This window comes from Streptomyces durhamensis, from assembly GCF_000725475.1.
Taxonomy (GTDB): domain Bacteria; phylum Actinomycetota; class Actinomycetes; order Streptomycetales; family Streptomycetaceae; genus Streptomyces; species Streptomyces filipinensis.
Genome location: NZ_JNXR01000017.1, coordinates 35,402 through 57,909, shown reverse-complemented (window position 1 = coordinate 57,909; position 22,508 = coordinate 35,402). Strand labels below are relative to the sequence as shown.

The window sequence follows — 22,508 nt, the reverse complement described above, 5'->3', positions numbered from 1 at the left end:
TTCCGGTCGCAAGGCCCGCTGACCACCGGATTTCTCGTAGTGTCCGTTATTTCGCCTGGCCGGTGATCGTCCGGGCGTTCCGTATCGCGCGCCGCTCCGCCGCGCGCTGCGCCTCCAGGTCGCCCTTGTGCCTGCGGATGAGGGATTCCTGCGCGCGCGCTTCGAGGGCGTGCACGGCGGGGACGTAGCCGGTGTCGAGCTTGCAGCGGGCGTCGGCGGTCGCCGTCCTCTTCTCCTTGTCCGTCGGCTCCTTGTGCCCGAACCAGTCGGTGTCGAGGGAGGCCTTGTCCGGGTCGGAGTAGGAGAAGCCCTTCTTCTTCATGCAGGCCGCCCACGCGCGGTCGGCCCTCTTCCAGGCCGGGTCCTTGCTCGCCCGGTCGCGGGAGTCGTGCCACAGTTCCAGGGCGAGCGAGTAGGAGCCGGACAGCTTCACGCCGTCGACCTTCACCGCCTTGGGCGCGGGGCCGTAGATCTTCCGGGTCGCCCGGCCCAGGCAGCCGCCCTCGGGGATGCGGTGGCCGTGCGTGCGGTGGCTGTCGCCGGGCTCGAAGCTGCCGGTGAGGGCGGTGTACTGGTCGGCGGGCCATTCCTGGGGCTGGCCGGAGGTGTCGGGCTCGCGGTTGTGGTAGCCGCGCTCGGCGGCCAGGCCGGGGTCGGCGATGCCGTACGGCGTGTCGTCGCCGGGCCTGTCGTCGTCTCCCGTGAGCGTTCCCTGCCGGACGGGGTAGGTCGAGTCGAGGGACTTGGTGTCGAGCGCGGCGAAGCCGGCGAATCCCAGCTCGACCATGCACTTCTTCCCGAGGGTCCACCGGGCCCGGCTGACGGCCTTCACGCCGTCCGACGCCGGGTCCGGGAGGTAGGCGTGCAACGGCAGCGCGGCCATGCTGTTGAGGCCGCGCGCCTCGTCGGCGGGGTCGTCCTGGTCGGCGAACCGGCAGGCCGACAGGGCGAGGAGACCGATGAGGGCATAAGGAAGAACTCTGCGCACCCGGCCATCCGACCAAACCTGGATCATGGGAGCCGTGATGGAGCCCACAGTTCCGGCACAGGGAGTCCACAGGGACTTCGCAGAAGACTCCTGTGATCTCCACCATGGCCCCGGCGGCGCGAACCTGGTGAAGTGAGCCCCCGTCAACTGACCACTGACCGAAGGGGGAAACCATGTCCCACGGCCATGGAGTCCGCGCCCGCAGGAGAACCGTCGTCGCGGCACTGGCGGGTGCGGTCCTGAGCACGGGGGTCCTCGCGGCCGCTCCCGCCCAGGCGGCCCCGGCACCGCAGGTGCCGGCCGAGGGCGCGTTCGCGCTGAACCCGGCCACGGGCAAGACGCTGTTCGGCAAGGCGCCGGACGCACGGCTGCGGACCGGGTCCACGACGAAGATCATGACGGCGCTCGTGGTGCTGTCGCAGCCGCACCTGGACCTCGGCCGCAAGGTGAGGATCAAGAAGGAGTACACCGACTACGTCATCGACCCCACCACCAAGAACCAGCGCTATTCGAGCGCCCGCCTGATCCTCGGCGACTCGATGAGCGTCGGGGACCTGCTGTACGGGATGTTGCTGCCCTCGGGCTGCGACGCGGCCTACGCGCTCGCGGACACCTACGGCTCGGGTGCGACGACGGCCCAGCGGACCAGGTCCTTCGTCGCCAAGATGAACGCCAAGGCAAGGGAACTGGGCCTGGCCAACACCCACTTCGACGGCTTCGACGGGGTGTCCAACGGCAACAACTTCGCCTCGCCGCGCGACCTGACCAAGCTGGCCGCGACCGCCCTGAAGAACAAGACGTTCAAGAAGGTCGTCGGCACCCCGGTGTACAAGGACATGAAGTCCTACCGCCCGGGCGGCGGAACGCACGCGATGGACGCGTGGACCAACAGCAACACGCTGCTCGGTACCTACCGGGGCGCGATCGGCGTGAAGACCGGCTCCGGGCCGGAGGCGAAGTTCTGCCTGGTGTTCGCGGCGACCCGCGGGGGCCGTACGGTCGTGGGCACGGTGCTCGCCGACACGTCGCCGCAGCAGCGTTTCAAGGACGCGGTGAACATCCTCGACTACGGGTTCGCACAGCGCGGCTGACGCAGCCGGGGCCGCCGCCGCGGTGGACGGCGACGGCGGCCCCCACCCCTGCGCGCGGCGGCACGAGCGGGGCGGGGGCTGCCCGGGGGTGTTACGACAGCTGGGACTGGACCTGCGACGAGATCAGTTCCAGGTGGTCCAGGTCGCCGAGGTCCAGCACCTGCAGATAGATCCGCCGGGAACCGATCGCGGCGTACCGGCCGATCTTGTCGACGACCTCAGCCGGTGAGCCGGCCAGGCCGTTGGCCTTCAGTTCGTCCACCTCGCGGCCGATCGCGGCGGCGCGCCGGGCGACCTCCTGGTCGTCCCGGCCGACGCAGACCACGAGCGCGTTGGAGTACGTCAGGGCGTCCGCGCCGCGGCCCGCCTCCTCCGCGGCGGCGCGCACCCGGCCGAACTGCCGCTCGGTGTCCTCGACGGAGGCGAACGGGATGTTGAACTCGTCGGCGTACCGGGCGGCCAGCCGCGGGGTACGGGTGGCGCCGTGGCCGCCGATGAGCACCGGGACCTTCTTCTGGGCGGGCTTGGGCAGCGCGGGCGAGTCGGTCAGGTCGTAGTAGGTGCCGTGGAAGTCGAAGGTCTTGCCGGCCTCGGTCCCCCACAGCCCGGTGACGATCGCCAGCTGCTCCTCCAGCCGCGCGAACTTCTCCTTCGGGAACGGGATGCCGTACGCCCTGTGCTCCTCCTCGAACCAGCCCGCGCCGAGGCCCAGCTCCACCCGGCCGCCGGACATCTGGTCCACCTGGGCGACCTGGATGGCGAGCACGCCGGGCAGCCGGAAGGTGCCGGCCGTCATCAGCGTGCCGAGGCGGATGCGCTTGGTCTCGCGGGCCAGGCCGGCCAGCGTGATCCAGGCGTCCGTGGGGCCGGGCAGGCCGTCGGCAGCGCCCATGCGGAGATAGTGGTCGGAGCGGAAGAACGCGTCGAAGCCCAGGTCCTCGGCGGCTTTCGCCACGGTGAGCAACGTGTCGTACGTGGCCCCCTGCTGGGGCTCGGTGAAGATTCGAAGGTCCATACATCTATCCTGCACGCCGCACACCGCGTCAACCTGGCCGGTACCACCGGGCGCGGTCCTCCCCGGTCGGGTGAAAATCACCCATCCGGCGCACCGGGCACCCCGTGGGCCAGTGACCGGCCCCCCTGGTGATCGTTGGGCCGTCGGAGCCGGACCGCCCGGCACCCGCGGCGGACGGTGTCCGCCGTCGCGCGTCACGGTCGGCCCTGCCGGGCCGGGGGGTGAGGAGACCGTCATGTCCGAAGAGAGTGGCTCCGCCGGTCAGCGGGCCGGCTGCACCGGTCAGCCGAAGGGGCTGCTGGAGCAGATGGAAGAGCTGATGGCGGCGCTGAACGCGGATCTGTCGGAGCTGGCGGATCTGCAGGGCGGGGAGCGCGACTCCGTGGAAGAGGCCGGGCTCGGCTGATGTGCCGTCCTGGCGGCCGCCGCCCCCGGATCCCCGCTGCCGGGCCTGGCGGCCCCTCGTCCTCACACGCCGGACGGGCTGTTGCGGTTGTCGTTCTCCTGTAAGGCCTCCTCCCGCGCCGCCAGCTTGCGCAGCATCTCCAGGACGCGGTCGCGGGACTCGTCGGCCGCGTCGATGGCCTCCATGCACTGCCAGTAGGTCGCCTCGTCGGCCGCGGCGCTGGCCACGCCGACCAGGGCTATGCCGACCTCGCCGAGCAGACCGCTGAGGCAGAGCAGCGTCTCGCGGGCGTCGGCCAGCTCGGTGAGCTGGGCGGCGCGCAGGTCGCCCAGGTCCAGTTCGGGCGGGTCCAGGACGCCGCAGCCGCGGCCCGCCAGCTCCGTGAGGCCGAGCGCCTCGCCGCGCAGCTCGGGCGGGCCGGAGACCGCCAGCCGACTGCCGATCGCCTGCGCCAGGGCCTGTGCCTGCCACACCTCCGCCAGGATCTCGCCCGTGTCGGCGCCGCCCGCCAGGGCGCGCCGGCTCGTGAGGATGAGCCGTACCGCATCCATGCGTCGCCCCCGTCCTTCCGCGTGCTTCCTCGCACGTCGCTTGAACTCCCGTGTCCACTACCCAGAGTGAAGGCGTCGGGGGCGAAAAGCCAGAGGTAAACGGAAATCTCTGGACAACAATTCGGATTCGACCGGCTATTTGACTCCGGAGAGTAATAACGGAGTTTAGCCTTCCGGTCGTTGACGTCCCTCGGGTCCGCCCGGTGCCCCGGGCGCCGGGAAGCGCTGTTCGTTGCGGTCGATCTTGGCGGCCAGAGCGGCCAGCGGGTCGATGCCGAGCACATCGCAGAACTGCAGGAGATAGGCGAGGACATCGGCGACCTCGTCCGTGACCCGGTGCGCGGTGCCGGGGTCGGCCATCACCCGGGCCGACTCCTCCGGGGTCAGCCACTGGAAGATCTCGACCAGTTCGGAGGCCTCCACCGAGAGGGCGGCGGCGAGGTTCTTGGGGATGTGGTAGGGCTGCCAGTTCCGCGCGGCCGCGAACTCGGCGAGCCTGCGCTGGAGTCGGGCCAGGTCGAGGGGTTCCGTCACGCCTCCAGGTGTACCACCGTGACACCCTCGGTCCCGGCCGCCCACGAGGCGTCGCTCACCGCGCCCACGCACCGGATGTGCCCGCGCTCGCCCATCCGGACCGCCGTCCGCAGCAGTTCCCGGCGCTGGGCCGGGTCGAGGCAGCGGTCGAAGCCGTCGGCGAGGACGGTGAGGGTGCGCAGGGCGTCGGGCACCTCGCCGGGCGCGTCCACGTCCAGGACGCCGGGCCCGGTCAGCAGGACCAGCGTCAGCGCGAGATAGCGCAGTCCGCCGTCGCCGAGCCGGGCGAGGTCGGTGCGCGGGCCGGCGCCGCGGTCGAGCAGCGCCCGTACCGTGCCGTCCGGCAGCGGTTCGGCGACCAGGTCGGCCACCGGGCCGGCGCAGCCCGCGCCCAGCGCCTCGACCAGCCGGCCGTGCCGGCGCGCGCACTCCGCGCGGGTGCGCCACAGCACGTCGGCGAGGTTGTCGCAGCCGGGCAGCAGCCGGCCGGAGCCGAGGGGGACGGGGGTGCGCATGCACTCCGGGCGGGGATCGCAGGGGAAGACGGACCGCAGGGCGACCACCATCTGCTCGGCCGCGGCGAGCACATGCCGCTGCCCGACCGTCTTGCCGGCCACGCGCAGCGGCAGCAGGGCGGTGCCGAGGCGGTCGTCGGGGAGCGGGGCGCGGGTCACCGGGGCGGAGCCCGCGGTGTGCCAGGCGGCCTGGACGGTACGGCGCCCGGGGTCGCGCAGTGCGGTCTCCAGCAGGACCACCCCGCCCGCGGTCAGCCGCTCCCCGGCGATCCGCAGGTCCGGCTCGGCCTGTACGGCGATGTCGAGCCGGACCGGTCCCTCGGCGCCGTCGGCCGTACACCCGATCCGGAAGCCCCGCCGCCCTCCGGCGTCGGGGCGCGCCCGCTGCGGGACGCAGGCGACCGGGTCCGGGAACGCGTCGCCGAGCGAGGCTCCGCCGGCGAGCCGGGCCAGCGCCTCGTACGCCGCGAGCGCGGTCGTCTTCCCCGCGCCGCTGGGCCCCGCGAACAGGGTGACGGGCCCCAGCGGAAACCCGGCCCGCCGATGCCCGGCGAAGGCCGACAGCCGCAGCTCGGTGACCCGGGCTCGTACATCGGTGGACACGCGGGACTCGCGGGACTGCGCGGGGACGGTCACGGTGGAGGCGTCGGCCGCGGGCACGGCGGACACGGAGGGCACGGCCATGCCCGGACCGTAGGACCCGAGCCACCTGCCGAACCGTTTCCCGCCCGACACCTTCCTACGATCGGGCGACCGGACCGAACCAAACCGCTCCGGGACCCCCCGGTCGGGTGACAACGCCGGGCGGCGAGCGACGGACGCCGGGCGGCGGGCGGCGGCCCGCAGACGACGGCTCGGTTCGCCGGACCCGGGGCCCCGCGCGGCGGGTGGCGGGTGGCGGGCCGAGGACAGCGGACGCCGGATGGCCGGGCACCAGGCGGCGCACGCCGGACGCCGGGCGCGGGCACGGGGCCGAGGACAGCGGACACCAGGCCGAGGACGGCGGGCCGCAGGCGCCGGGCCGCGAGCGGCGGACGACGTGCGCGGGCACCGGACCGCGGACGACGGCTCGGGCACCAGACCCGGGGCCCCGCGCGGCGGGTGGCGGGTGGCGGGCCGAGGACAGCGGACGCTGGATTCCCGGGCACCAGGCGGCGCACGCCGGACGCCGGGCGCGGGCACGGGGCCAAGGACAGCGGACACCAGGCCGAGGACGGCGGGCCGCAGGCGCCGGGCCGCGAGCGGCGGACGACGTGCGCGGGCACCGGACGGCGGACGACGCTCGGGCTCCGGACCGGGGGCACCGGGCGGTGGACGACGGACACCGGGCCGCGGGCGCGGGGCCGAGGACAGCGGACCGCCGGGCCGTGGACACCGAACGCCGCACGCCGGACACCAGGCGGCGGACACCGGACGTCGGGCGACCGGTCCCACCCGCCTTCCCGGACGCCACCACGGAGCCGCTGCCCACCTCTGCCATACCACCGCGCCTCCGCTGTCACCACCGTGGCCCTGCCACCGCCACGGCGCCGCTGCCACTGCCACCGAAACGCACCAGCCGATCCAGCGGCCCGCACCGCCCGCTCGACCGGGAGGGCCTACGCCCCGCCATCGCCCATCGCGAAGACGGCGGGCTCAGCCACCAGAGGTACCGCGACCGCCGGAGACACCCACTCGACCGCAACGGCCGCCAGAGGCATCCGCTCGACCCGCACTGACCGCCGGAGACACCCACTCGCCCGGCGCTGACCGTCGGAGGCATCCGCTCGGCCCGCGGCGACCGCCGCAAGAACCCGCCCAGCCGCACGAGGAACCGCGGCCAGCCGGACGCACCCGCCCCGCCACACGAGGGACCGCGGCCAGCCGGACGCACCCGCCCCGGCCACACGAGGAACCCCCGGTCAGTCAGAGGCACCCGGTCAGCCGGACGAGGAACCCCGGTCAGCCGGACGCACCCGGCCAGCCGTGCAAGGAACCGCGTTCAGCCGGACGCACCCCGCCCAGCCGCCGGAGGCGCCCTCAGGTGCCCGTCACGCCGACGCCCTCCATCAGCCCGCTGACCTCCGTGCCGGGCGGGGTGAGGAGGAACACATTGCGGTCCACGCGGTGCATACCGCTGCCCAGCCCGAAGACCACGCCCGTGCTGAAGTCGAGGACACGCTTGGCGACCTCGCTCTCCGCACTGGTCAGGTCGAGCAGGACCGGCGCACCGGCCATCAGGGTCTCGGCGACCTCCCGGGCGTCCGCGAAGACGTTGACCCGCAGGACCACGAAGCGGCGCCGGGTCTCGGTCTCGTCGTCCGGCAGCGAGCGGTGGTTCACCGCGGACGGCCAGGCGTCCCGGCCCCGCAGCGGCACCACCTGGGCGAGCCCTTCCCACTGTTCATCGGTGACGTCGTAGCGGCTCACCGGCTCCCCCTGACCTGACTCGCACTCAATGCCTGCACCAGCCAATTCTTACGCCAAGTCACCCGTTCGGCCCAACAACGACACACTGCGCGACCGATACACTGCCCTGACGCCAGGAACGACGCGCGGAACATGTACGCTTACGCCCGCTTCTTACCGCCCTCATACCGGACTCTTCACATGCGGCCACGCCCTGCTCACCGGCCGCCGTTAGCGTCCGGTGACGTGCACTTGGCAGAAACACAGCAGGTGACACCCGGCCGGCGGACGCAGTCGGCGGTGTCCGCCGTCCCGGTCGCCCGCGCGGAGGTCCTCGGACCGCCCGCGCAGTGGCACCGGGTGCTGACGCTGCTCGCCGACGTCAGCCTGTTCATCGGTACGCGTTCGGTGTGGACGCAGGCCGCGACACACAATCTGGTCCTCACGGCCGCGATCTCCGTCTGTTACGCCTCGATCCTGGTCACCGGCGTGCTGGCCCTCACGGTCCGCCGGACGCGTTCACTGGCCCGCCTGGACCTGGTGGTGCTGGTGACGGCGATCGTCCTGACCCTGTGCGCCTGGGCGCTCAACCACGCCGGCGGCGACGAGGCGGTCCTGACCACGCAGGCCGCGAAGGAGATCGTCGGCGGCCACCAGGTGTACGACCAGCCGTGGCCGTGGCTCTTCCACATCAAGGGCGTCGCCCTGACGGCGACGACGACGGGCGGGTACGACTACACGTACGGCTACCCCCCGCTGGCGCCGCTCGTCACCGCGCCCTTCCTGTGGCTCGGCCACACCGGGGCACCGGCGACGCTGGCGGTGACGGTCGTCCTGATCGTGGGCGCGGCGGTGCTGTGGCGGATGCTGCCGACGCCGTGGCGGTCGGCGGCCACGATGGTCTGCCTGGGCTTCGGTTTCCTGCCGATGTACGCCCGTCAGGGCTACCCGGCGATCGTCGGCCTGGTCCTGCTGGTGCCGGTGACGGTGCGCTGGCCGCGGTTCGGCGCCGGGGGCCGGCTGGGTCCCGCCGGGGTCGCGCGGGCCGCGTGCATCGGGGCCGCGTGCGCCGCACAGCAGCTTCCCTGGTTCGTCACCCCGTTCCTGCTGGCCGGGATCTACGCCGTGCGCCGCGGTGAACTCGGCGGCCGGGAGGCCGCGCGGGTGGTGCTGCGGATCGCCGCGATCGCGGTCGGCACCTGGCTGCTGATCAACGCGTACTTCGTCGTGAGCGAGCCGGGCCCGTGGCTCCGGGGCATCGCGCTGCCGCTGACCCAGGGCGCGGTGCTGCACGGCCAGGGCCTGGTCGACATCTCGCTGTACTTCACCCACGGCAGCGACCGGCTCGACTGGTACGGCCACGCGAGCATGCTGCTCGCCGCGGCCCTGCTGGCGCTGTACGTGCTGTTCGTGCGGCGGCTCGGCCCGGCCGCGACCGTGCTGCCCTGGTGCGCCTTCTACCTGGCGACCCGGTCCCAGGACGGCTACTACCTGATGTACACCCCGCTGTGGCTGGCGGCGGCGATCACCGTGCCCCTGTCGGAGTTCAGGAACGCCTGGCAGCCGCGGCCCCGGTGGCTGACCGGGCCGCGCCGCCGGCCGGCCCTGGTCGGCGCGGTCGTCCTGCTGATCATGCCCGCGCTGGCGAGCGCGGCCCTCGCGGTGACGGGCAGGCCACCGCTGCGGATGGACATCACGGCGGTCCGCAACGGATCGGCGCGCACCCTGTCGGCGATGACGGTGCGGGTGGTCAACACGGGCGGCGACGCGCTGACCCCGCACTACATGCTCACCACGGGCCAGGGCATGAACCGGTACTGGTCGCTGGCACACGGCCCGGCCACGATCCCCGCCCACGGCACGGCGACCGTCGAACTGCGGGCGCCGAAGGGCGGCTTTCCGCTGCCCGTGAAGAAGTACACCCACATCCGGCTGCGCGCCTTCACGGCTACCCCGCAGACGCTCTCCACCAAGGACGTCCGCCGCGCCGAGCTGGGCCTGAAGGGCTGAGGGCGGGTCAAGGGCCGAGCGGGCGGCTCACGCCTGCACGCGGGTGAAGCGCAGCCTGGCCGTCACGGCGGTCAGGCCGCGCATCATCCCCAGCTGGTTCCAGCCCATGCCGAACTGGTCGCGGTCCACGCTGAACTCCGTCTCCAGAGTGAGCGCGTCGGCGGTGGCGTCGCTCAGGCGCGCCGTGACGGACAGGGGCCGGGAGACGCCCCGCACGGTCAGCTGCCCGGCGATCCGCGCCTGATCGCCGTCGAGGCGGTCGGCGCCGCGCACGGCGAAGGTGATCTCCGGGTGGTTGTCGGTGTCGAGGAAGTCGGCCGAGCGCAGGTGGGTGTCCCGCTTGGTGTGCCCGGTGTCCAGGGAGGCGGCGTCCAGGGTCACGGTGCCGGTGGCCGAGCCGTCGGGCCCGACCTCGCCCGAGCCGGCGACGGTGGCGAAGGCGCCCTTCACGGTGACCAGGCCCCAGAAGGTCTTGTGCCGCAGGCCCACGGTGGACGCGGCCGGGTCGAGCTGCCAGGTGCCTGTTTCCACGGCGACGGTCATGGTCGTACTCCCGGGATCTTGATGGTTCAAATTTGGATGACTGCACGCTAGCGCCTCATCCAAATTTGGACAACCAGCTCGTCCAAAAATGGACCACAGGTAGGATCGGCTCATGTCCGCCCCCGACGCGCACCCCGCCGCCCCGCCCGCATGCCCCGCCGCGGGAAACGGCCTGCTGCCCGCCGAACTGCGCGCCTGGATGGTCCTGCTGGCCGCCACGGGCGCCGTGGAGCAGCGGCTGCGGTCGGTCGTGAAGGAGAACCTCGACGTCTCCCACGACGAGTTCCTGATCCTGTGCCTGCTGGCGGAGCAGCCCGGCACCGGACTGCGCATGACCCAGGTCGCCGACCTCCTCGGCCGCCCCAAGACCCGGCTGACCTACCAGATCGCCTGCCTCCAGCGGGCCGGCCTCGTCACCCGCAGGTCCGTGTGCGGCGACAAGCGCGGCGTACAGGTCGCCCTCACCGACCAGGCCCGCGACCTGCTGAGCGAGACCTCCGCCCTGCTCGCCGGCACCGTCCGCGAGGCCCTCGCCGACTCCATGGGCCCCGACCAGCGCGCGGCCATGTGCGCCCTCGTACCCCAGCCGCCGGACCCGGACGAGACGCCCTCCGGCGGCTGAGCGGCGCAGATCACACGCGCAAGTGGAGAAACCTCACAGCCCCCACGGTGCTCTCACCTGAGCGCACTGCCCTAGCATCCGAGCCATGACGGTCCTGCCTGACGACGGGCTCTCACTGGCCGCCGAGTTCCCTGACGCGACACACGAGCAGTGGCAACACCTGGTCGAGGGTGTGCTGCGCAAGTCGGGCAAGGAAGTCTCGGGCGCGGCAGCTGAGGACGCTCTGTCCACGACGCTGGAGGACGGGCTGCGTACCCGGCCCCTCTACACTGCGCGCGACGACGCGCCCGACCCCGGCCTGCCCGGCTTCGCCCCGTACGTGCGCGGCAGCCGCCCGGAGGGCAACACCGCGGGCGGCTGGGACGTACGGCAGCGGCACACCGCCCTCACCGAGGGCGCCCCCCTGGCCGACCTGGAGAACGGCGGCACCTCGCTGTGGCTCGTGCTGGGCGAGGGCGGCATCCCGGTCGACGGGCTGGGCCGGGCGCTGGAGGGCGTGTACCTCGATCTGGCCCCGGTCGTCCTGGACGCGGGCCGGGACACCGAGCGGGCCGCCGAGGCACTGCTGGGGCTGTACGCGGACAACGGCGTCGACGCCGGGGCCGTACGCGGCAATCTGGGCGGCGACCCGCTGGGCTACGAGGCCCGCACCGGCACCCGGCTGGACCTCGCGCCGTACACCGCCCTCGCCGCGCGGTGCGCCGGGCAGTACCCGGGCCTGCGCGCGCTGACCGTGGACGCACTGCCGTACCACGAGGCGGGCGGCTCGGCCGCGCAGGAGCTGGGCGCCTCGCTCGCCACCGGGGTGGCCTATCTGCGGGAGCTCACCGAGGCGGGGCTGGACGTCGAGCAGGCCGCGGGACAGCTGGAGTTCCGTTACGCGGCCACCGCCGACCAGTTCCTCACCATCGCCAAGCTGCGTGCCGCGCGCCGGCTGTGGGCCCGGGTCGCCGAGGTCTGCGGAGCGCCCGGCGCCCAGGTGCAGCACGCGGTGACCTCGCCGGTGATGATGGCCCGCCGCGACCCGTGGGTGAACATGCTCCGCACGACGGTGGCGACACTGGCCGCCGGGGTCGGCGGCGCCGACTCCGTGACCGTGCTGCCCTTCGACCACGCGCTCGGCCTGCCCGACGCGTTCTCCCGCCGGATCGCCCGCAACACCTCCACGATCCTCATCGAGGAGTCCCACCTGGCCCGGGTCATCGACCCGGCGGGCGGCTCCTGGTACGTGGAGCGGCTGACCGACGAACTCGCCCGGGCGGCCTGGGAGTTCTTCCGGTCGATCGAGCGCGACGGCGGCCAGGCGGCGGTGCTGCGCTCCGGCCGGCTGCGCACCGACCTCGCGACGACCTGGGCCGAGCGCTCCAAGAAGCTCGCCAAGCGGCGCGAACCCATCACCGGTGTCAGCGAGTTCCCGCTCCTCGCCGAGAAGCCGGTGGAGCGCGAGCCCGCGCCCGAGCCGCCGTCCGGCGGGCTGCCGCGCGTGCGCCGCGACGAGGCGTACGAGGAGCTGCGCGCCCGCTCCGACGCCCACCTGGCCGCGACCGGCGCCCGCCCGCGCATCTTCCTCGCGACGATCGGCCCGGCCGCCGCGTACACCGCGCGCGCGACGTTCGCCGCCAACCTCTTCCAGGCGGGCGGCATCGAGCCGGTCTCCGAGGGCCGCTTCGAGGACAGCGGCGCCACCGAGGCCGTGCTGTGCTCCAGCGACGCCCTGTACGCCGAACAGGGCGCGCAGGCCGCCGAGTCGCTGCGCGCGGCCGGCGCCCGGCATCTGTTCCTGGCGGGCCGGGGCGAGCACGCCGGCATCGACTCGTACGTCTTCGCGGGCTGCGACGCCGTCGCCGTGCTGTCCGCGACCCTCGACCGCATGGGAGTGTCCTGATGGGAATCCCCGACTTCTCCGGCATCGAGCTGGGGACGCCGGCCGCCGACGGCAGTGCCGATCAGTGGCGTGCGGCCGTCGAGCGGGCGACCGGAAGCACTCAGCCGCTGTGGGAGACCCCGGAGGGCATCGGGGTCAAGCCGCTGTACACCGGCCGTGACCTGGAGGGCCTGGACTTCCTGGGGACGTACCCGGGCATGACGCCGTATCTGCGCGGCCCGTACCCGACGATGTACGTCAACCAGCCCTGGACCATCCGCCAGTACGCGGGCTTCTCCACCGCCGAGGAGTCCAACGCCTTCTACCGGCGCAACCTGGCGGCGGGGCAGAAGGGCCTGTCGGTCGCCTTCGACCTGCCCACGCACCGGGGTTACGACAGCGACCACCCCCGGGTGACCGGTGACGTCGGCATGGCGGGCGTGGCGATCGACTCGATCTACGACATGCGGCAGCTGTTCGACGGGATCCCGCTGGACAGGATGACCGTGTCGATGACGATGAACGGTGCCGTGCTGCCGGTGCTGGCGCTGTACATCGTGGCGGCGGAGGAGCAGGGCGTACCGCCCGAGAAGCTGGCCGGGACCATTCAGAACGACATTCTGAAGGAGTTCATGGTCCGCAACACCTACATCTATCCGCCGAAGCCGTCGATGCGGATCATCTCCGACATCTTCGCGTACACCTCACAGCGGATGCCCCGCTACAACTCCATCTCCATCTCCGGCTACCACATCCAGGAGGCGGGCGCGACGGCCGACCTGGAGCTGGCGTACACGCTCGCGGACGGTGTGGAGTACATCCGGGCGGGGCGTGAGGCGGGCCTGGACGTGGACGCGTTCGCGCCCCGGCTGTCGTTCTTCTGGGCGATCGGCATGAACTTCTTCATGGAGGTCGCGAAGCTCAGGGCGGCCCGGCTGCTGTGGGCCAAGCTGGTCGCCCAGTTCGAGCCGAAGAACACCAAGTCCCTGTCCCTGCGCACCCATTCGCAGACCTCGGGCTGGTCGCTGACCGCGCAGGACGTGTTCAACAACGTCACGCGTACGGCCGTGGAGGCGATGGCGGCGACCCAGGGCCACACCCAGTCGCTGCACACCAACGCACTGGACGAGGCCCTGGCCCTGCCGACCGACTTCTCGGCGCGCATCGCCCGCAACACCCAGCTGCTCATCCAGCAGGAGTCGGGCACCACCCGGGTCATCGACCCGTGGGGCGGCAGCGCGTACGTGGAGCGGCTGACGTACGACCTCGCCCGCAAGGCCTGGGCGCACATCCAGGAGGTCGAGCAGGCGGGCGGCATGGCGCAGGCCATCGACGCCGGTATCCCGAAGCTGCGCGTGGAGGAGGCGGCCGCGCGCACGCAGGCCCGCATCGACTCCGGCCGACAGCCGGTGATCGGCGTGAACAAGTACCGCGTCGAGAACGACGAGCAGATCGAGGTCCTGAAGGTCGACAACTCGTCCGTGCGCGCCCAGCAGATCGAGAAGCTGCGGCGGCTGCGCGCGGAGCGGGACGAGCAGGTCTGCCAGGACGCCCTGGACGCGCTCACGCGGGCGGCCGACGGCACGGAGAACCTGCTGGAGCTGGCCGTGCGCGCGGCCCGCGCCAAGGCGACCGTCGGCGAGATCTCCGACGCCCTGGAGAAGGTGTACGGCCGGCACGCGAGCCAGATCCGTACGATCTCCGGCGTGTACCGCAACGAAACAGGCCAGTCCCCGTCCGTGGACCGCACCCGTGCCCTGGTGGACGCCTTCGAGGAGGCCGAGGGGCGCCGGCCGCGCATCCTGGTCGCCAAGATGGGCCAGGACGGCCACGACCGCGGCCAGAAGGTGATCGCCACCGGCTTCGCCGACCTCGGCTTCGACGTCGACGTCGGCCCGCTCTTCCAGACGCCGGAGGAGGTCGCCCGGCAGGCGGTCGAGGCGGACGTGCACGTGGTCGGCGTGTCCTCGCTGGCCGCCGGTCACCTCACGCTCGTACCGGCGCTGCGCGAGAAGCTCGCCGAGGAGGGCCGCGAGGACATCATGATCGTGGTCGGTGGGGTGATCCCGCCGCAGGACGTGCCGACGCTGCGGGAGATGGGCGCGGCGGAGGTGTTCCTGCCGGGCACGGTCATCCCGGACGCGGCCTACGACCTGGTGAAGCGGCTGTCGGCCGACCTCGGCCACGAGCTGTAGAGCCGCGATGGCTGCGATCGATCTCGACACCTATGTGAAGGGTGTGCTCGACGGGAAGCGGGCCCTGGTGGCCCGTGCCATCACGCTCGTCGAGTCCACCCGGCCGCAGCACCGGGCGCTGGCGCAGGAGTTGCTCACCGAGCTGCTCCCGCACAGCGGCCGGGCGCGGCGGATCGGTATCAGCGGCGTGCCGGGTGTCGGCAAGTCGACCTTCATCGACGCGTTCGGCACCCTGCTGACCTCGCTGGGCCACCGGGTCGCGGTCCTCGCCGTGGACCCGTCCTCGACCCGCACCGGCGGCTCGATCCTCGGCGACAAGACCCGCATGGAACGCCTGGCGGTCGACCCGGCGGCCTTTGTCCGGCCGTCCCCCAGCGCGGGCACGCTGGGCGGGGTCGCGAAGGCCACCCGGGAGTCGATGGTGGTGATGGAGGCGGCGGGCTACGACGTGATCCTCGTCGAGACCGTCGGCGTGGGCCAGTCGGAGACCGCGGTCGCCGACATGGTCGACTCCTTCCTGCTGCTGACACTGGCCCGCACCGGCGACCAGCTGCAGGGCATCAAGAAGGGCGTCCTGGAGCTGGCCGACGTGATCGCGGTCAACAAGGCGGACGGTCCGCACGAACGGGACGCGCGGGCGGCGGCACGGGAACTGGCGGGCGCGCTGCGGCTGATGCACGGCAAGGACACGTTCTGGACGCCGCCGGTGCTGCACTGCAGCGCCCGCGAGTCGACCGGCCTGGACACGGTCTGGGAGCGGCTGGAGCGGCACCGTACGCTGCTCGACTCCACCGGGCGGCTGGCGGCCAAGCGGCGCGACCAGCAGGTCGGCTGGACGTGGGCGATGGTCCGTGACGAACTGCTCGGCCGGCTGCACGCCGACCCGGCGGTGCGTGAGGCCGCGCCCGGCCTCGAACGGCTGGTCCGGGAGGGCCGGTTGACCGCGACACGGGCCGCGGAAGGCATCCTGGAGGCGTTCGAGGGCCGTACGACTCCCCCCGCGGGAACCTGAGCGCCGGGTTTGAGCCAAAGGCCGGGCATCGGGCGGGCCGGGGTTGGTCTGAGCGGCGGACGGTCGGTTAGCTTGGACCGCCGAGGAGATCCGCGCGCGTCCGGGCCACGAGCGCGACGTGACGTGTCACGAACTGTCTTCATCGGGAGGAGGTCAAGACAGTAAGTGCGGACGACGGGTGAGTACGTCGCGTTGCAGCGCAGGTGCATGGCGATCCTGCGCGATCTCGGTGTGCCGCGTTCCCTGCCCTTCGATGCGATCCGCGAGCGGGTGGAGGAGCTGCGGGGCCGCCCGCTCGTACTGCAGGAACTGCCCGAGCAGGTCGCGGAGATCGGGGTCTGCGGGCTGTGGATGGCCACCGACAAGGCCGACTACGTCTTCTACGAAGCCCGGACCGCGCCCCTGCACCGCGAGCACATCATCCTCCACGAGATCGGCCATGTGCTCTGTGATCATCACCGGGGCGTCACCGACCGAGCCGACGACCTGGCCGGTCCGCTGGTAGGCGATCTCCAGCCGCATGTCGTCAAGCGGCTCATGGCCCGGACCAGTTACACGACCAGCGAGGAACAAGAAGCCGAGATGATCGCCAGTCTGATACAGAGCGCCGGGAAACCCGGTCGCCCGGCCGGGCCCCTGGGCCGCCTCGGTGCCTTCCTGGGAGTGACGGCCGTTGACCGCGACTGAGCTGGCGAACCAGGTCGGGGTCTGCAGCGTCGTCACGCTGTGGATCGCCCTGGTCTGGCGGGCGGGGTCCGCGCTGCGTCTGCCGAACCAGCGGGGACTGTGGCTCACGGTGTTCGCCGCGACCATCGCCATCACCCTCTTCCAGCCGAAGGTGGTGGCCTGGCTCGCGCACGCCGGCGTCGGCACGCAGACGGTCTCGCTGACCCGGAACCTGATCGGTGTGCTGAGCGCGGGTCTGGTGCTCCTGTTCATCGTCGACTCCACGCGGGCCCGGCACCAGCGCCTCACCGTGATCGCGGGGCTGGTGACGGCGCTGGGCTCGCTGCTCGCCCTGAACCTGCTCGGTGACGCCCGGACGACCGCCCCGGCCGCGCCCCAGGGGCCGGCCACCGCCTCGTCCGTGTACTGGTTGATCCTCGTCGTCGCCCATCTGGCCGGCGACGCCGCCGCGGTGGTCGTCTGCTGGCCGTACAGCCTGCGGACGGCCGACCGGGACCTCGTGTGGTCGCTCCGGCTGTTCGCGATGGGCAGCGTCCTGGCCCTGGTCTTCTGGACCGGCTACCTCTACCACCTCTACGTGCCCGACCAGGACCTGATGCCCTGGCTGTCCGTGATCATCAGCGTGCACGGCCTGTTCCGCGCGGCCTCGCTGCTGGCGCCGACCGCGACCGCCCTCGCCCGGTCCATGACGGCGCTGCGGACCGTCTGGCGGCTGTGGCCACTGTGGCGCGATCTCGTGGTCGCGGTCCCCCAGGTGGCCCTCGCCGACCCGCAGCGCACCCGGCTCCAGGCGGTGCTGCGGCCACGCTCCTCGTGGGCGCTGCAGGCGCACCGGCAGATCATCGAGACGTACGACGCGCTGCTGGAACTGCAGCAGTACGTCCGGCCGGAGGCCTACGACACGGCACACCGGCAAGCCAGTCGCACGGGGATGCGGGGCGATCGCCTTGCCGCGGCGGCGCTCGCCGGCGCGCTGGGCGAGGCCCGGCGGGCCAAGCTCAGCGGGGCGGAGCCGTCCGACCCGTGCCCGCTGCCCGGTGTGGAACGCGGCAGCCAGGCCACGCTCCTGGCGATCGCCGGGATGTGGCCCTCCCCCACCGGCCCGCTGCCCGCCGCGCCCGGCCCGCTCCGCCCCCGGCGCCCCTGACGGGCACAGGCACCGGGTAGGCGGGCCGGTTGCGTGGTGGGTGTCAGTCTCCGGTGCCGCGCGGCGTGACGTCGAAGTCGAAGGCGACGGTGCCGGGGTCGATGACCGTGGCCCCCCCGTCCACGGTGAGCACCGCGCCGTTGACGAAGGACGCCGCCGGAGAGAGCAGCCAGCTGATCGCCTCGGCGACCTCACGCGGCTCGCCCGGCCGGCCCATGGGCAGCAGCCTGGTCGCCTGCTCGTAGGCGGACTCCGCGCCGCCCTCCCCCAGGCCCGCCTCCTGGGCGAAACGCGCCATGCGCCGGTCGGCCATCTCGGTCCTGATCCAGCTGGGGCACACCACGTTGGCGCGCACCCCCTGCCGCCCGTAGTCGACGGCGACGGAACGGCACAGCTGCAGCAGGGCGGCCTTCGAGGTGGCGTACGGGGCGTTGCTCGGGCCGTTGCGCAGCGCGGAGACCGACGCGACGCCGACGACCGCGCCACGCGCCTGCTCCAGGTGCGGCATCGCCGCGCGCAGAAGGAGCATGGGACCGGTGACGTTGGTGCGCATGACCTCGTCCCAGTCCGCCAGCGACAGGTCCCCGGCGGTTCCGCCGCGCCCGATGCCCGCGTTGAGCACCAGCCCGTCGATGCGCCCGTAGGTGTCGAGGGCCGCACCCACCAGAGCCTCGACGGCGGCCGCATCGCCCGCGTCGGACGGACACGCCAGTGCCCCGGTCTCCTTCTCGAGCCGTTGCAGCGGTTCGACCCGCCGCCCGGAGGCGACCACGTGGTGTCCGCCCTCGCACAGCAGCCGTGCGGTGGCTTCGCCGATGCCCGAGCCCGCGCCGGTCACGATGACAACTCGCTTGTCCGTCACTGTCCTTCGATCCTCTGTCCGAGATCACAAAACGGCTTCGATCGTAGACGGGGGCACCGGCCTGGGGATTCGTCACCGACGAAGTTCAGACACCATGGATCAGAGGCGGTCCGTCAGGTCCTCGGCGTACACCTGGGACAGTGGCTGCGGGCCGACGTACTGCTGGCAGTTGCACTGCCCCGCCTCGAAGCGCAGCGGCTTCTTGTTCTCGTCCCAGGCCGTGGGCACCTCGACGCGTTCGTGGCAGCGGCCCTGTTTGTCGTGCTTGGCCAGGTGGTGCGTACAGCCGCACACGGGTTCCGGCGTGCGCTGGGCGGCTTCGAGGGCGAGGCGCTCCTGCTTCGCCGCCTCCATCAGCTCCAGCTTCCGCTCATGCCGGTTCTTCAGCGCCGTACGGACGGTGTCGGCGGCCCACCCGAAGCCGCCCGTCCCGAAGACGATCCACACCCACCAGAACGAGCCCATCCTGATCCTTCCCCCGGTACGGCCGTTCTCGGTCGGGCCGCCTACGCACTTGATCAGGATAGACAGTGTTCTGAATGATTCAGACGAGTTCGGGCTGGGGTTCCGGTCGTCGCGTCGGTGCGGGTGCCGGTTCCCATGGCCGGGTGGTCCGCACATAGCCGTAGATCACCGAGGTCATCGCCAGAAGGAGCAGGGGCCCGAACACCCACGGATGTCCGGCCATCTCCATCGGCAGCCAGCGGTACGCCACCAGGAGCGCGGCGAAGACCGTCGTGCCGTAGGCGACCAGCTGGATTCCCGGCCGGTCCCAGCCACGGTCGAGCGCACGCAGCGCTGCCTCGATGGTGAGCGCGAACACCACGCCGGCGACGAGATCCGCGCCGTAGTGGTAGCCGAATCCGAGCGTCGCGGTGAGCGTGGCGATCAGCCAGAACGTTCCCGCGTACCGCAGAAACCGCGGGGCTCTGCGGGAATGAACGAATATCGCGGTGGCCCACGCCGTGTGCAGGCTGGGCATGCAGTTGCGGGGGGTGATCTCGTCGTACGTCATCGGGTGCGGGGGGTGGACCGGCGGCGGGGTGTCCGGCCACAGGAAGGTGCGCACCAGGTGATGGCTCGGGAAGCGGCGCTCGGCGGCCACGTCGCGCAGCTGGTACAGGGCGACGACGACCGCGGCCACCGCGAGCTGGGCGTAGACCAGGTGGAGGACATGCGTGCCGATCGGGCCGGTGGCCCTGACCATCCGGCCCACGAGCCACGACGGGTTGCCCAGCGCGTGATCGGCGGTGGCCACGTATGGGTCGAGCACCGCCGGGCGGGCCTTGGAGGTGATGACCAGCCAGGTGTCGCCGGTCTTACGGCCGGCCACGAGCAGCAGGCCCAGCCCGACGCCCTTCAGCAGCAGGAGGCGTTCGGCGCCGGTGCGACGGGTGACGGCGATGACCGCGCACCCCAGCATCACCCACAGCGCGCCGTTGCCGAAGAGATGGCCTTCGGTCGCCCTGATGCCGACCGCCCACCGCACCAGCACGAAGACGGCATCGATGGCGATCGCGGCACCGGCCGCGATGAACCGTTGCCGCCAGGTGAGCACCACCGTCATCAGCGCCAGGCCGCCGTACACCGGCCCGGGCTTCGGGGCCCACAGCAGCTCTTTCAGCTGGTCGGTGATCGGCCCCGGCTGACCGTATCGGCGTGCGATGATCTCCATCGCGACGAGGATTCCGAGAGCCGCCGCACCCGCCGCCGTCCACAGCATCACTCGCCGTTGCCCCCAGGCGGCGGACGGCGCAGCTGCTCTGCCGTTGATTCGCGAGAACACCCGCGACGCTCTAGATATCAATCGTTCAGCCGATTTATTCGATATGGGCGAGATAAAGGAAAGCGATGAGGGTCGTCATCACAAGTTCGAACATGTTATCGGAGCGATACGGTCAGCCGGAGCGGACGGTCCCCACGCCGTCAGCCGCCGCGGCTCCTTCCCCAGGGACGCGACGGCTCCCTCCGCCGTCCTGGACATGGCAAGGAGCCTGCCCCCATGCTCCTGGCGGTCTTCGCCGCCGGCGCTGAGACGGCCCCCCGACGTGTCCGGGGCCGTACGCCAGTTCTTGACGTCCAGGACGAAGACCCCACCCGGCCCGACCAGCATGTCCACATTGGCCGCACGGGTGCCCGGCCATCGTCGGTCCACCAGCCGCCATCTCGCCCCCTCGTACGCGGAGTGGTGATCATAGGACGCGGCGCGAGCGGCACGACAGGCGATGATCGAGCCAACCGCCCGCTCGTCCGGCAGCGGGTGGTGGCCGCGACTCGATGATTCCGCGAAGCTGCCGCCCCGACCGCCGGTTCCGGACCCGCGTCGCCCGTACCGTCAAGTCGCGTACCTGCAAAGCGACTTGGGAGAGTTGGGAAGGGGCACAGATGAACAAGGGTCTTCGTACGGCGGCCGCGGCCGCGGCGCTGGTCACCGGCATCGTCACGGCGTCGGCCGCGCCCGCGGCGGCGGCCGGCCGGACCGATCGGATCACCTCGCAGGAGCAGCTGGCGGCGAGCATCGCCAAGGCGGTCGCGGCCGAGAAGGAGCACGGCGTCGTCAGCGACGGCGTCACCGGCGGCCTGGTCGCCCTCAGCGAGGCGTCGGGCATCAACCGGCCAAACTGCTAGGGGTGCGGAGGTGAGCACCGTGGACGGTTCCGCGGGGCGTCAGCCCCTCAACTGGTGTCCCTCCGGCGACGCGAGCCGCCCGGAGAGCGTGGTCCTCGGCGTCCGCTCCGGGGACCAGGGCGAGGTCGTCTATCTCGCCGATCCGGTGCCGGCTGCCGAGGTCCTGGGCAGCATCCCGGAGGGCATCGCCCCCCATCGGGTGCTGCGGTTCGCCTCGCACTGCGTGTCGGACTGCGCGAACCGGGTGGGCGAGGCGTGCGGTCTGATCGAGCGCATCCGGACCGTGCCGGCGCAGTCCGAGGCCGGATCCGGGGCCGTACCACGGTGCCACCTGCGTCCGCACTGCAAGTGGTGGAACCAGGTGGGCGTCGAGGGCTGCCACCGCTGCCCCGCCGTCGTCACCCTCAACCCGCACGACGACGAGCTGAACGTGCTCGTCGCCGACCCCGGGACGACCTTGGAGCAGTTGGAGAGCTGGATGGCCGCGGCGCAGTGAGCCGGCCGGCGCGGACGGACGAGACAGGGCCCCGGGCCGGGCGAACCGGCACGGGGCCCGGCCCGTTTCCCCGCGCCGGCCCGTACTTCGGCATGCGCGTGCGTGTGCCTCATCGTTTTTCAGCGTGCGCTTCACCTTTTGACCCAGCGTGTAGTTCAGGACAGAGAGGGACTCCCATGGACGAGTGGATACGGCGCTTCCACCACGCCCCCGACGCCCCCGCCCGCCTGCTGTGCTTCCCGCACGCGGGCGGCGCGGCCGCCGCCTACCACGCCCTGTCGGCCGCGGTCGCCGGCCCGTTGGAGCCCTCGGTGGTGCAGTACCCGGGCCGGCACGACCGCCTCACGGAGCCGTTCGCCGAGCGGATCGACCAGGTCGTGGACGCCGTCCTGGACGCGCTGCCCGCGGATCCTGCGGGCCGGCCGCTCGCGTTGTTCGGACACAGCATGGGCGCGCTCATGGCGTTCGAGACGGCCAGGGCGCTCCAGGCACGGGGCCGGACGCCCGCCGCGCTGTTCGTCTCGGGTCGCGGAGGGCCCTCGCTGCCGCTCGTGACGCGGTGGACGGGGGTGCCCTCGGACGACGACCTGCTGGCGGAGCTGCGGCTGCTGGCCGGCACGGACGACAGTCTGCTGGTCGACCCGATGCTGCTGGAGCTGGCGCTGCCCGTCCTGCGCGCGGACTACGCGATGCTGTCCGCCTACTCCTACCGCCCCGGCGCCCGGCTGCGCTGCCCGGTGGTGGCGCTGACGGGGGATGCCGATCCGCGGGTGCCGGTGGCCGAGGTGCCGGCCTGGCAGCGGGAGACGGAGGGGGCGTTCACGACGCATGTGCTGCCCGGCGGGCACTTCTACCTGGACGACCATCTGCCGTACGTGACGAAGGTGCTGACGTCGCTCTTCGCGCACGCGTGAGGAGGGGGAAGGCGAGGAAGGGGAAAGGGGGCCGGTGACG

At 72.4% G+C, this 22,508-nt stretch carries 22 protein-coding genes; 12 read left to right on the top strand and 10 right to left on the bottom strand.

The features are described 5' to 3' along the window. Positions 1-46 precede the first annotated feature (46 nt). Positions 47-988, bottom strand: coding sequence for a hypothetical protein (locus IO33_RS0125765; RefSeq protein WP_031169093.1), 942 nt, complete (start codon positions 986-988; stop codon positions 47-49). Between the two features lie 173 nt (positions 989-1,161). On the opposite strand from IO33_RS0125765, the gene IO33_RS0125760 reads away from it, so the two are divergent. Next, complete coding sequence (locus IO33_RS0125760; protein WP_031169091.1) at positions 1,162-2,079, top strand: D-alanyl-D-alanine carboxypeptidase family protein; 918 nt, start codon at positions 1,162-1,164, stop codon at positions 2,077-2,079. 91 nt (positions 2,080-2,170) lie between these two features. On the opposite strand, the gene IO33_RS0125755 is transcribed toward IO33_RS0125760, so the two are convergent. Then, positions 2,171-3,094 carry an LLM class F420-dependent oxidoreductase gene (locus IO33_RS0125755; protein ID WP_031169089.1) on the bottom strand — a complete coding sequence of 308 codons (924 nt, stop codon included), beginning with the start codon at positions 3,092-3,094 and terminating at the stop codon, positions 2,171-2,173. Positions 3,095-3,329: 235 nt separating this feature from the next. Between IO33_RS0125755 and IO33_RS51300 the strand changes: the two genes are divergently transcribed. After that, positions 3,330-3,500, top strand: a complete 171-nt coding sequence (locus tag IO33_RS51300) for a hypothetical protein (RefSeq protein ID WP_167349471.1) — start codon at positions 3,330-3,332, stop codon at positions 3,498-3,500. Between the two features lie 62 nt (positions 3,501-3,562). Here the strand turns inward: IO33_RS51300 and IO33_RS0125745 are convergent, their stop codons facing one another. From IO33_RS0125745 to IO33_RS0125730, 4 genes are all read right to left on the bottom strand, one after another. Next, positions 3,563-4,051, bottom strand: coding sequence for a DUF6099 family protein (locus tag IO33_RS0125745; RefSeq protein WP_031169086.1), 489 nt, complete (start codon positions 4,049-4,051; stop codon positions 3,563-3,565). 165 nt (positions 4,052-4,216) lie between these two features. Continuing rightward, a complete protein-coding gene (locus IO33_RS0125740) occupies positions 4,217-4,585 on the bottom strand; it encodes a nucleotide pyrophosphohydrolase (protein ID WP_031169084.1) in 369 nt (122 codons plus the stop codon). Further along, positions 4,582-5,784: an AAA family ATPase gene (locus tag IO33_RS0125735; protein WP_031169082.1), complete on the bottom strand. Its 1,203-nt coding sequence runs from the start codon at positions 5,782-5,784 to the stop codon at positions 4,582-4,584. The genes IO33_RS0125740 and IO33_RS0125735 overlap by 4 nt, the downstream gene beginning before the upstream one ends. Positions 5,785-7,119: 1,335 nt before the next feature. Beyond that, positions 7,120-7,509: a cell division protein SepF gene (locus tag IO33_RS0125730; protein WP_031169080.1), complete on the bottom strand. Its 390-nt coding sequence runs from the start codon at positions 7,507-7,509 to the stop codon at positions 7,120-7,122. Positions 7,510-7,788: 279 nt separating this feature from the next. On the opposite strand from IO33_RS0125730, the gene IO33_RS0125725 reads away from it, so the two are divergent. Beyond that, on the top strand, positions 7,789-9,498 hold the full coding sequence (locus tag IO33_RS0125725) for a membrane protein (protein ID WP_037685964.1): 1,710 nt from the start codon (positions 7,789-7,791) through the stop codon (positions 9,496-9,498). A 27-nt stretch (positions 9,499-9,525) separates the two neighbouring features. Here IO33_RS0125725 and IO33_RS0125720 read toward each other — a convergent pair whose 3' ends face one another. Next, positions 9,526-10,041, bottom strand: coding sequence for a YceI family protein (locus IO33_RS0125720; RefSeq protein ID WP_031169076.1), 516 nt, complete (start codon positions 10,039-10,041; stop codon positions 9,526-9,528). A gap of 112 nt (positions 10,042-10,153) precedes the next feature. On the opposite strand from IO33_RS0125720, the gene IO33_RS0125715 reads away from it, so the two are divergent. The 6 genes from IO33_RS0125715 to IO33_RS0125690 all read left to right on the top strand — a co-directional run bounded on the left by IO33_RS0125715 (position 10,154) and on the right by IO33_RS0125690 (position 17,568). Beyond that, positions 10,154-10,663 carry a MarR family winged helix-turn-helix transcriptional regulator gene (locus IO33_RS0125715; RefSeq protein WP_031169074.1) on the top strand — a complete coding sequence of 170 codons (510 nt, stop codon included), beginning with the start codon at positions 10,154-10,156 and terminating at the stop codon, positions 10,661-10,663. Positions 10,664-10,748: 85 nt separating this feature from the next. Next, positions 10,749-12,548, top strand: a complete 1,800-nt coding sequence (locus IO33_RS0125710; RefSeq protein ID WP_031169072.1) for a methylmalonyl-CoA mutase family protein — start codon at positions 10,749-10,751, stop codon at positions 12,546-12,548. Continuing rightward, the gene (scpA, locus tag IO33_RS0125705) at positions 12,548-14,722 is read left to right on the top strand and encodes a methylmalonyl-CoA mutase (protein WP_031169070.1); all 2,175 of its coding nucleotides are present in this window, start codon (positions 12,548-12,550) and stop codon (positions 14,720-14,722) included. The genes IO33_RS0125710 and scpA overlap by 1 nt, the downstream gene beginning before the upstream one ends. Positions 14,723-14,729: 7 nt before the next feature. After that, positions 14,730-15,734, top strand: coding sequence for a methylmalonyl Co-A mutase-associated GTPase MeaB (meaB, locus tag IO33_RS0125700; RefSeq protein WP_031169068.1), 1,005 nt, complete (start codon positions 14,730-14,732; stop codon positions 15,732-15,734). A gap of 165 nt (positions 15,735-15,899) precedes the next feature. Further along, positions 15,900-16,421 carry a regulator component gene (locus IO33_RS0125695; RefSeq protein WP_031169066.1) on the top strand — a complete coding sequence of 174 codons (522 nt, stop codon included), beginning with the start codon at positions 15,900-15,902 and terminating at the stop codon, positions 16,419-16,421. Further along, complete coding sequence (locus tag IO33_RS0125690; protein WP_051926973.1) at positions 16,408-17,568, top strand: MAB_1171c family putative transporter; 1,161 nt, start codon at positions 16,408-16,410, stop codon at positions 17,566-17,568. The genes IO33_RS0125695 and IO33_RS0125690 overlap by 14 nt, the downstream gene beginning before the upstream one ends. Before the next feature lie 43 nt (positions 17,569-17,611). Here the strand turns inward: IO33_RS0125690 and IO33_RS0125685 are convergent, their stop codons facing one another. The 3 genes from IO33_RS0125685 to IO33_RS0125675 form a co-directional block, all read right to left on the bottom strand. After that, a complete protein-coding gene (locus IO33_RS0125685; RefSeq protein ID WP_031169062.1) occupies positions 17,612-18,430 on the bottom strand; it encodes an SDR family NAD(P)-dependent oxidoreductase in 819 nt (272 codons plus the stop codon). 99 nt (positions 18,431-18,529) lie between these two features. Further along, positions 18,530-18,895 carry a hypothetical protein gene (locus IO33_RS0125680; protein WP_031169060.1) on the bottom strand — a complete coding sequence of 122 codons (366 nt, stop codon included), beginning with the start codon at positions 18,893-18,895 and terminating at the stop codon, positions 18,530-18,532. Between the two features lie 79 nt (positions 18,896-18,974). Further along, entirely contained in the window at positions 18,975-20,153 is a 1,179-nt protein-coding gene (locus IO33_RS0125675; RefSeq protein ID WP_031169058.1) for a DUF5933 domain-containing protein, read from the bottom strand. 662 nt (positions 20,154-20,815) lie between these two features. Here IO33_RS0125675 and IO33_RS0125665 point away from each other — a divergent pair. From IO33_RS0125665 to IO33_RS0125655, 3 genes are all read left to right on the top strand, one after another. Then, positions 20,816-21,058: a hypothetical protein gene (locus IO33_RS0125665; protein ID WP_031169054.1), complete on the top strand. Its 243-nt coding sequence runs from the start codon at positions 20,816-20,818 to the stop codon at positions 21,056-21,058. Positions 21,059-21,068: 10 nt separating this feature from the next. Beyond that, positions 21,069-21,554 carry a hypothetical protein gene (locus tag IO33_RS0125660; RefSeq protein WP_245235889.1) on the top strand — a complete coding sequence of 162 codons (486 nt, stop codon included), beginning with the start codon at positions 21,069-21,071 and terminating at the stop codon, positions 21,552-21,554. Between the two features lie 176 nt (positions 21,555-21,730). Then, a complete protein-coding gene (locus IO33_RS0125655) occupies positions 21,731-22,468 on the top strand; it encodes a thioesterase II family protein (protein WP_031169049.1) in 738 nt (245 codons plus the stop codon). Positions 22,469-22,508: the final 40 nt, after the last annotated feature.

Coding starts and splice junctions, on each gene's coding strand:
- IO33_RS0125760 (WP_031169091.1), top strand. CDS start 1,162: ATGTCCCACGGCCATGGAGTCCGCGCCCGCAGGAGAACCGTCGTCGCG.
- IO33_RS0125755 (WP_031169089.1), bottom strand. CDS start 3,094: ATGGACCTTCGAATCTTCACCGAGCCCCAGCAGGGGGCCACGTACGAC.
- IO33_RS51300 (WP_167349471.1), top strand. CDS start 3,330: ATGTCCGAAGAGAGTGGCTCCGCCGGTCAGCGGGCCGGCTGCACCGGT.
- IO33_RS0125745 (WP_031169086.1), bottom strand. CDS start 4,051: ATGGATGCGGTACGGCTCATCCTCACGAGCCGGCGCGCCCTGGCGGGC.
- IO33_RS0125735 (WP_031169082.1), bottom strand. CDS start 5,784: ATGGCCGTGCCCTCCGTGTCCGCCGTGCCCGCGGCCGACGCCTCCACC.
- IO33_RS0125720 (WP_031169076.1), bottom strand. CDS start 10,041: ATGACCGTCGCCGTGGAAACAGGCACCTGGCAGCTCGACCCGGCCGCG.
- IO33_RS0125715 (WP_031169074.1), top strand. CDS start 10,154: ATGTCCGCCCCCGACGCGCACCCCGCCGCCCCGCCCGCATGCCCCGCC.
- IO33_RS0125710 (WP_031169072.1), top strand. CDS start 10,749: ATGACGGTCCTGCCTGACGACGGGCTCTCACTGGCCGCCGAGTTCCCT.
- scpA (WP_031169070.1), top strand. CDS start 12,548: ATGGGAATCCCCGACTTCTCCGGCATCGAGCTGGGGACGCCGGCCGCC.
- meaB (WP_031169068.1), top strand. CDS start 14,730: ATGGCTGCGATCGATCTCGACACCTATGTGAAGGGTGTGCTCGACGGG.
- IO33_RS0125680 (WP_031169060.1), bottom strand. CDS start 18,895: ATGGGCTCGTTCTGGTGGGTGTGGATCGTCTTCGGGACGGGCGGCTTC.
- IO33_RS0125675 (WP_031169058.1), bottom strand. CDS start 20,153: ATGCTGTGGACGGCGGCGGGTGCGGCGGCTCTCGGAATCCTCGTCGCG.
- IO33_RS0125665 (WP_031169054.1), top strand. CDS start 20,816: ATGAACAAGGGTCTTCGTACGGCGGCCGCGGCCGCGGCGCTGGTCACC.
- IO33_RS0125655 (WP_031169049.1), top strand. CDS start 21,731: ATGGACGAGTGGATACGGCGCTTCCACCACGCCCCCGACGCCCCCGCC.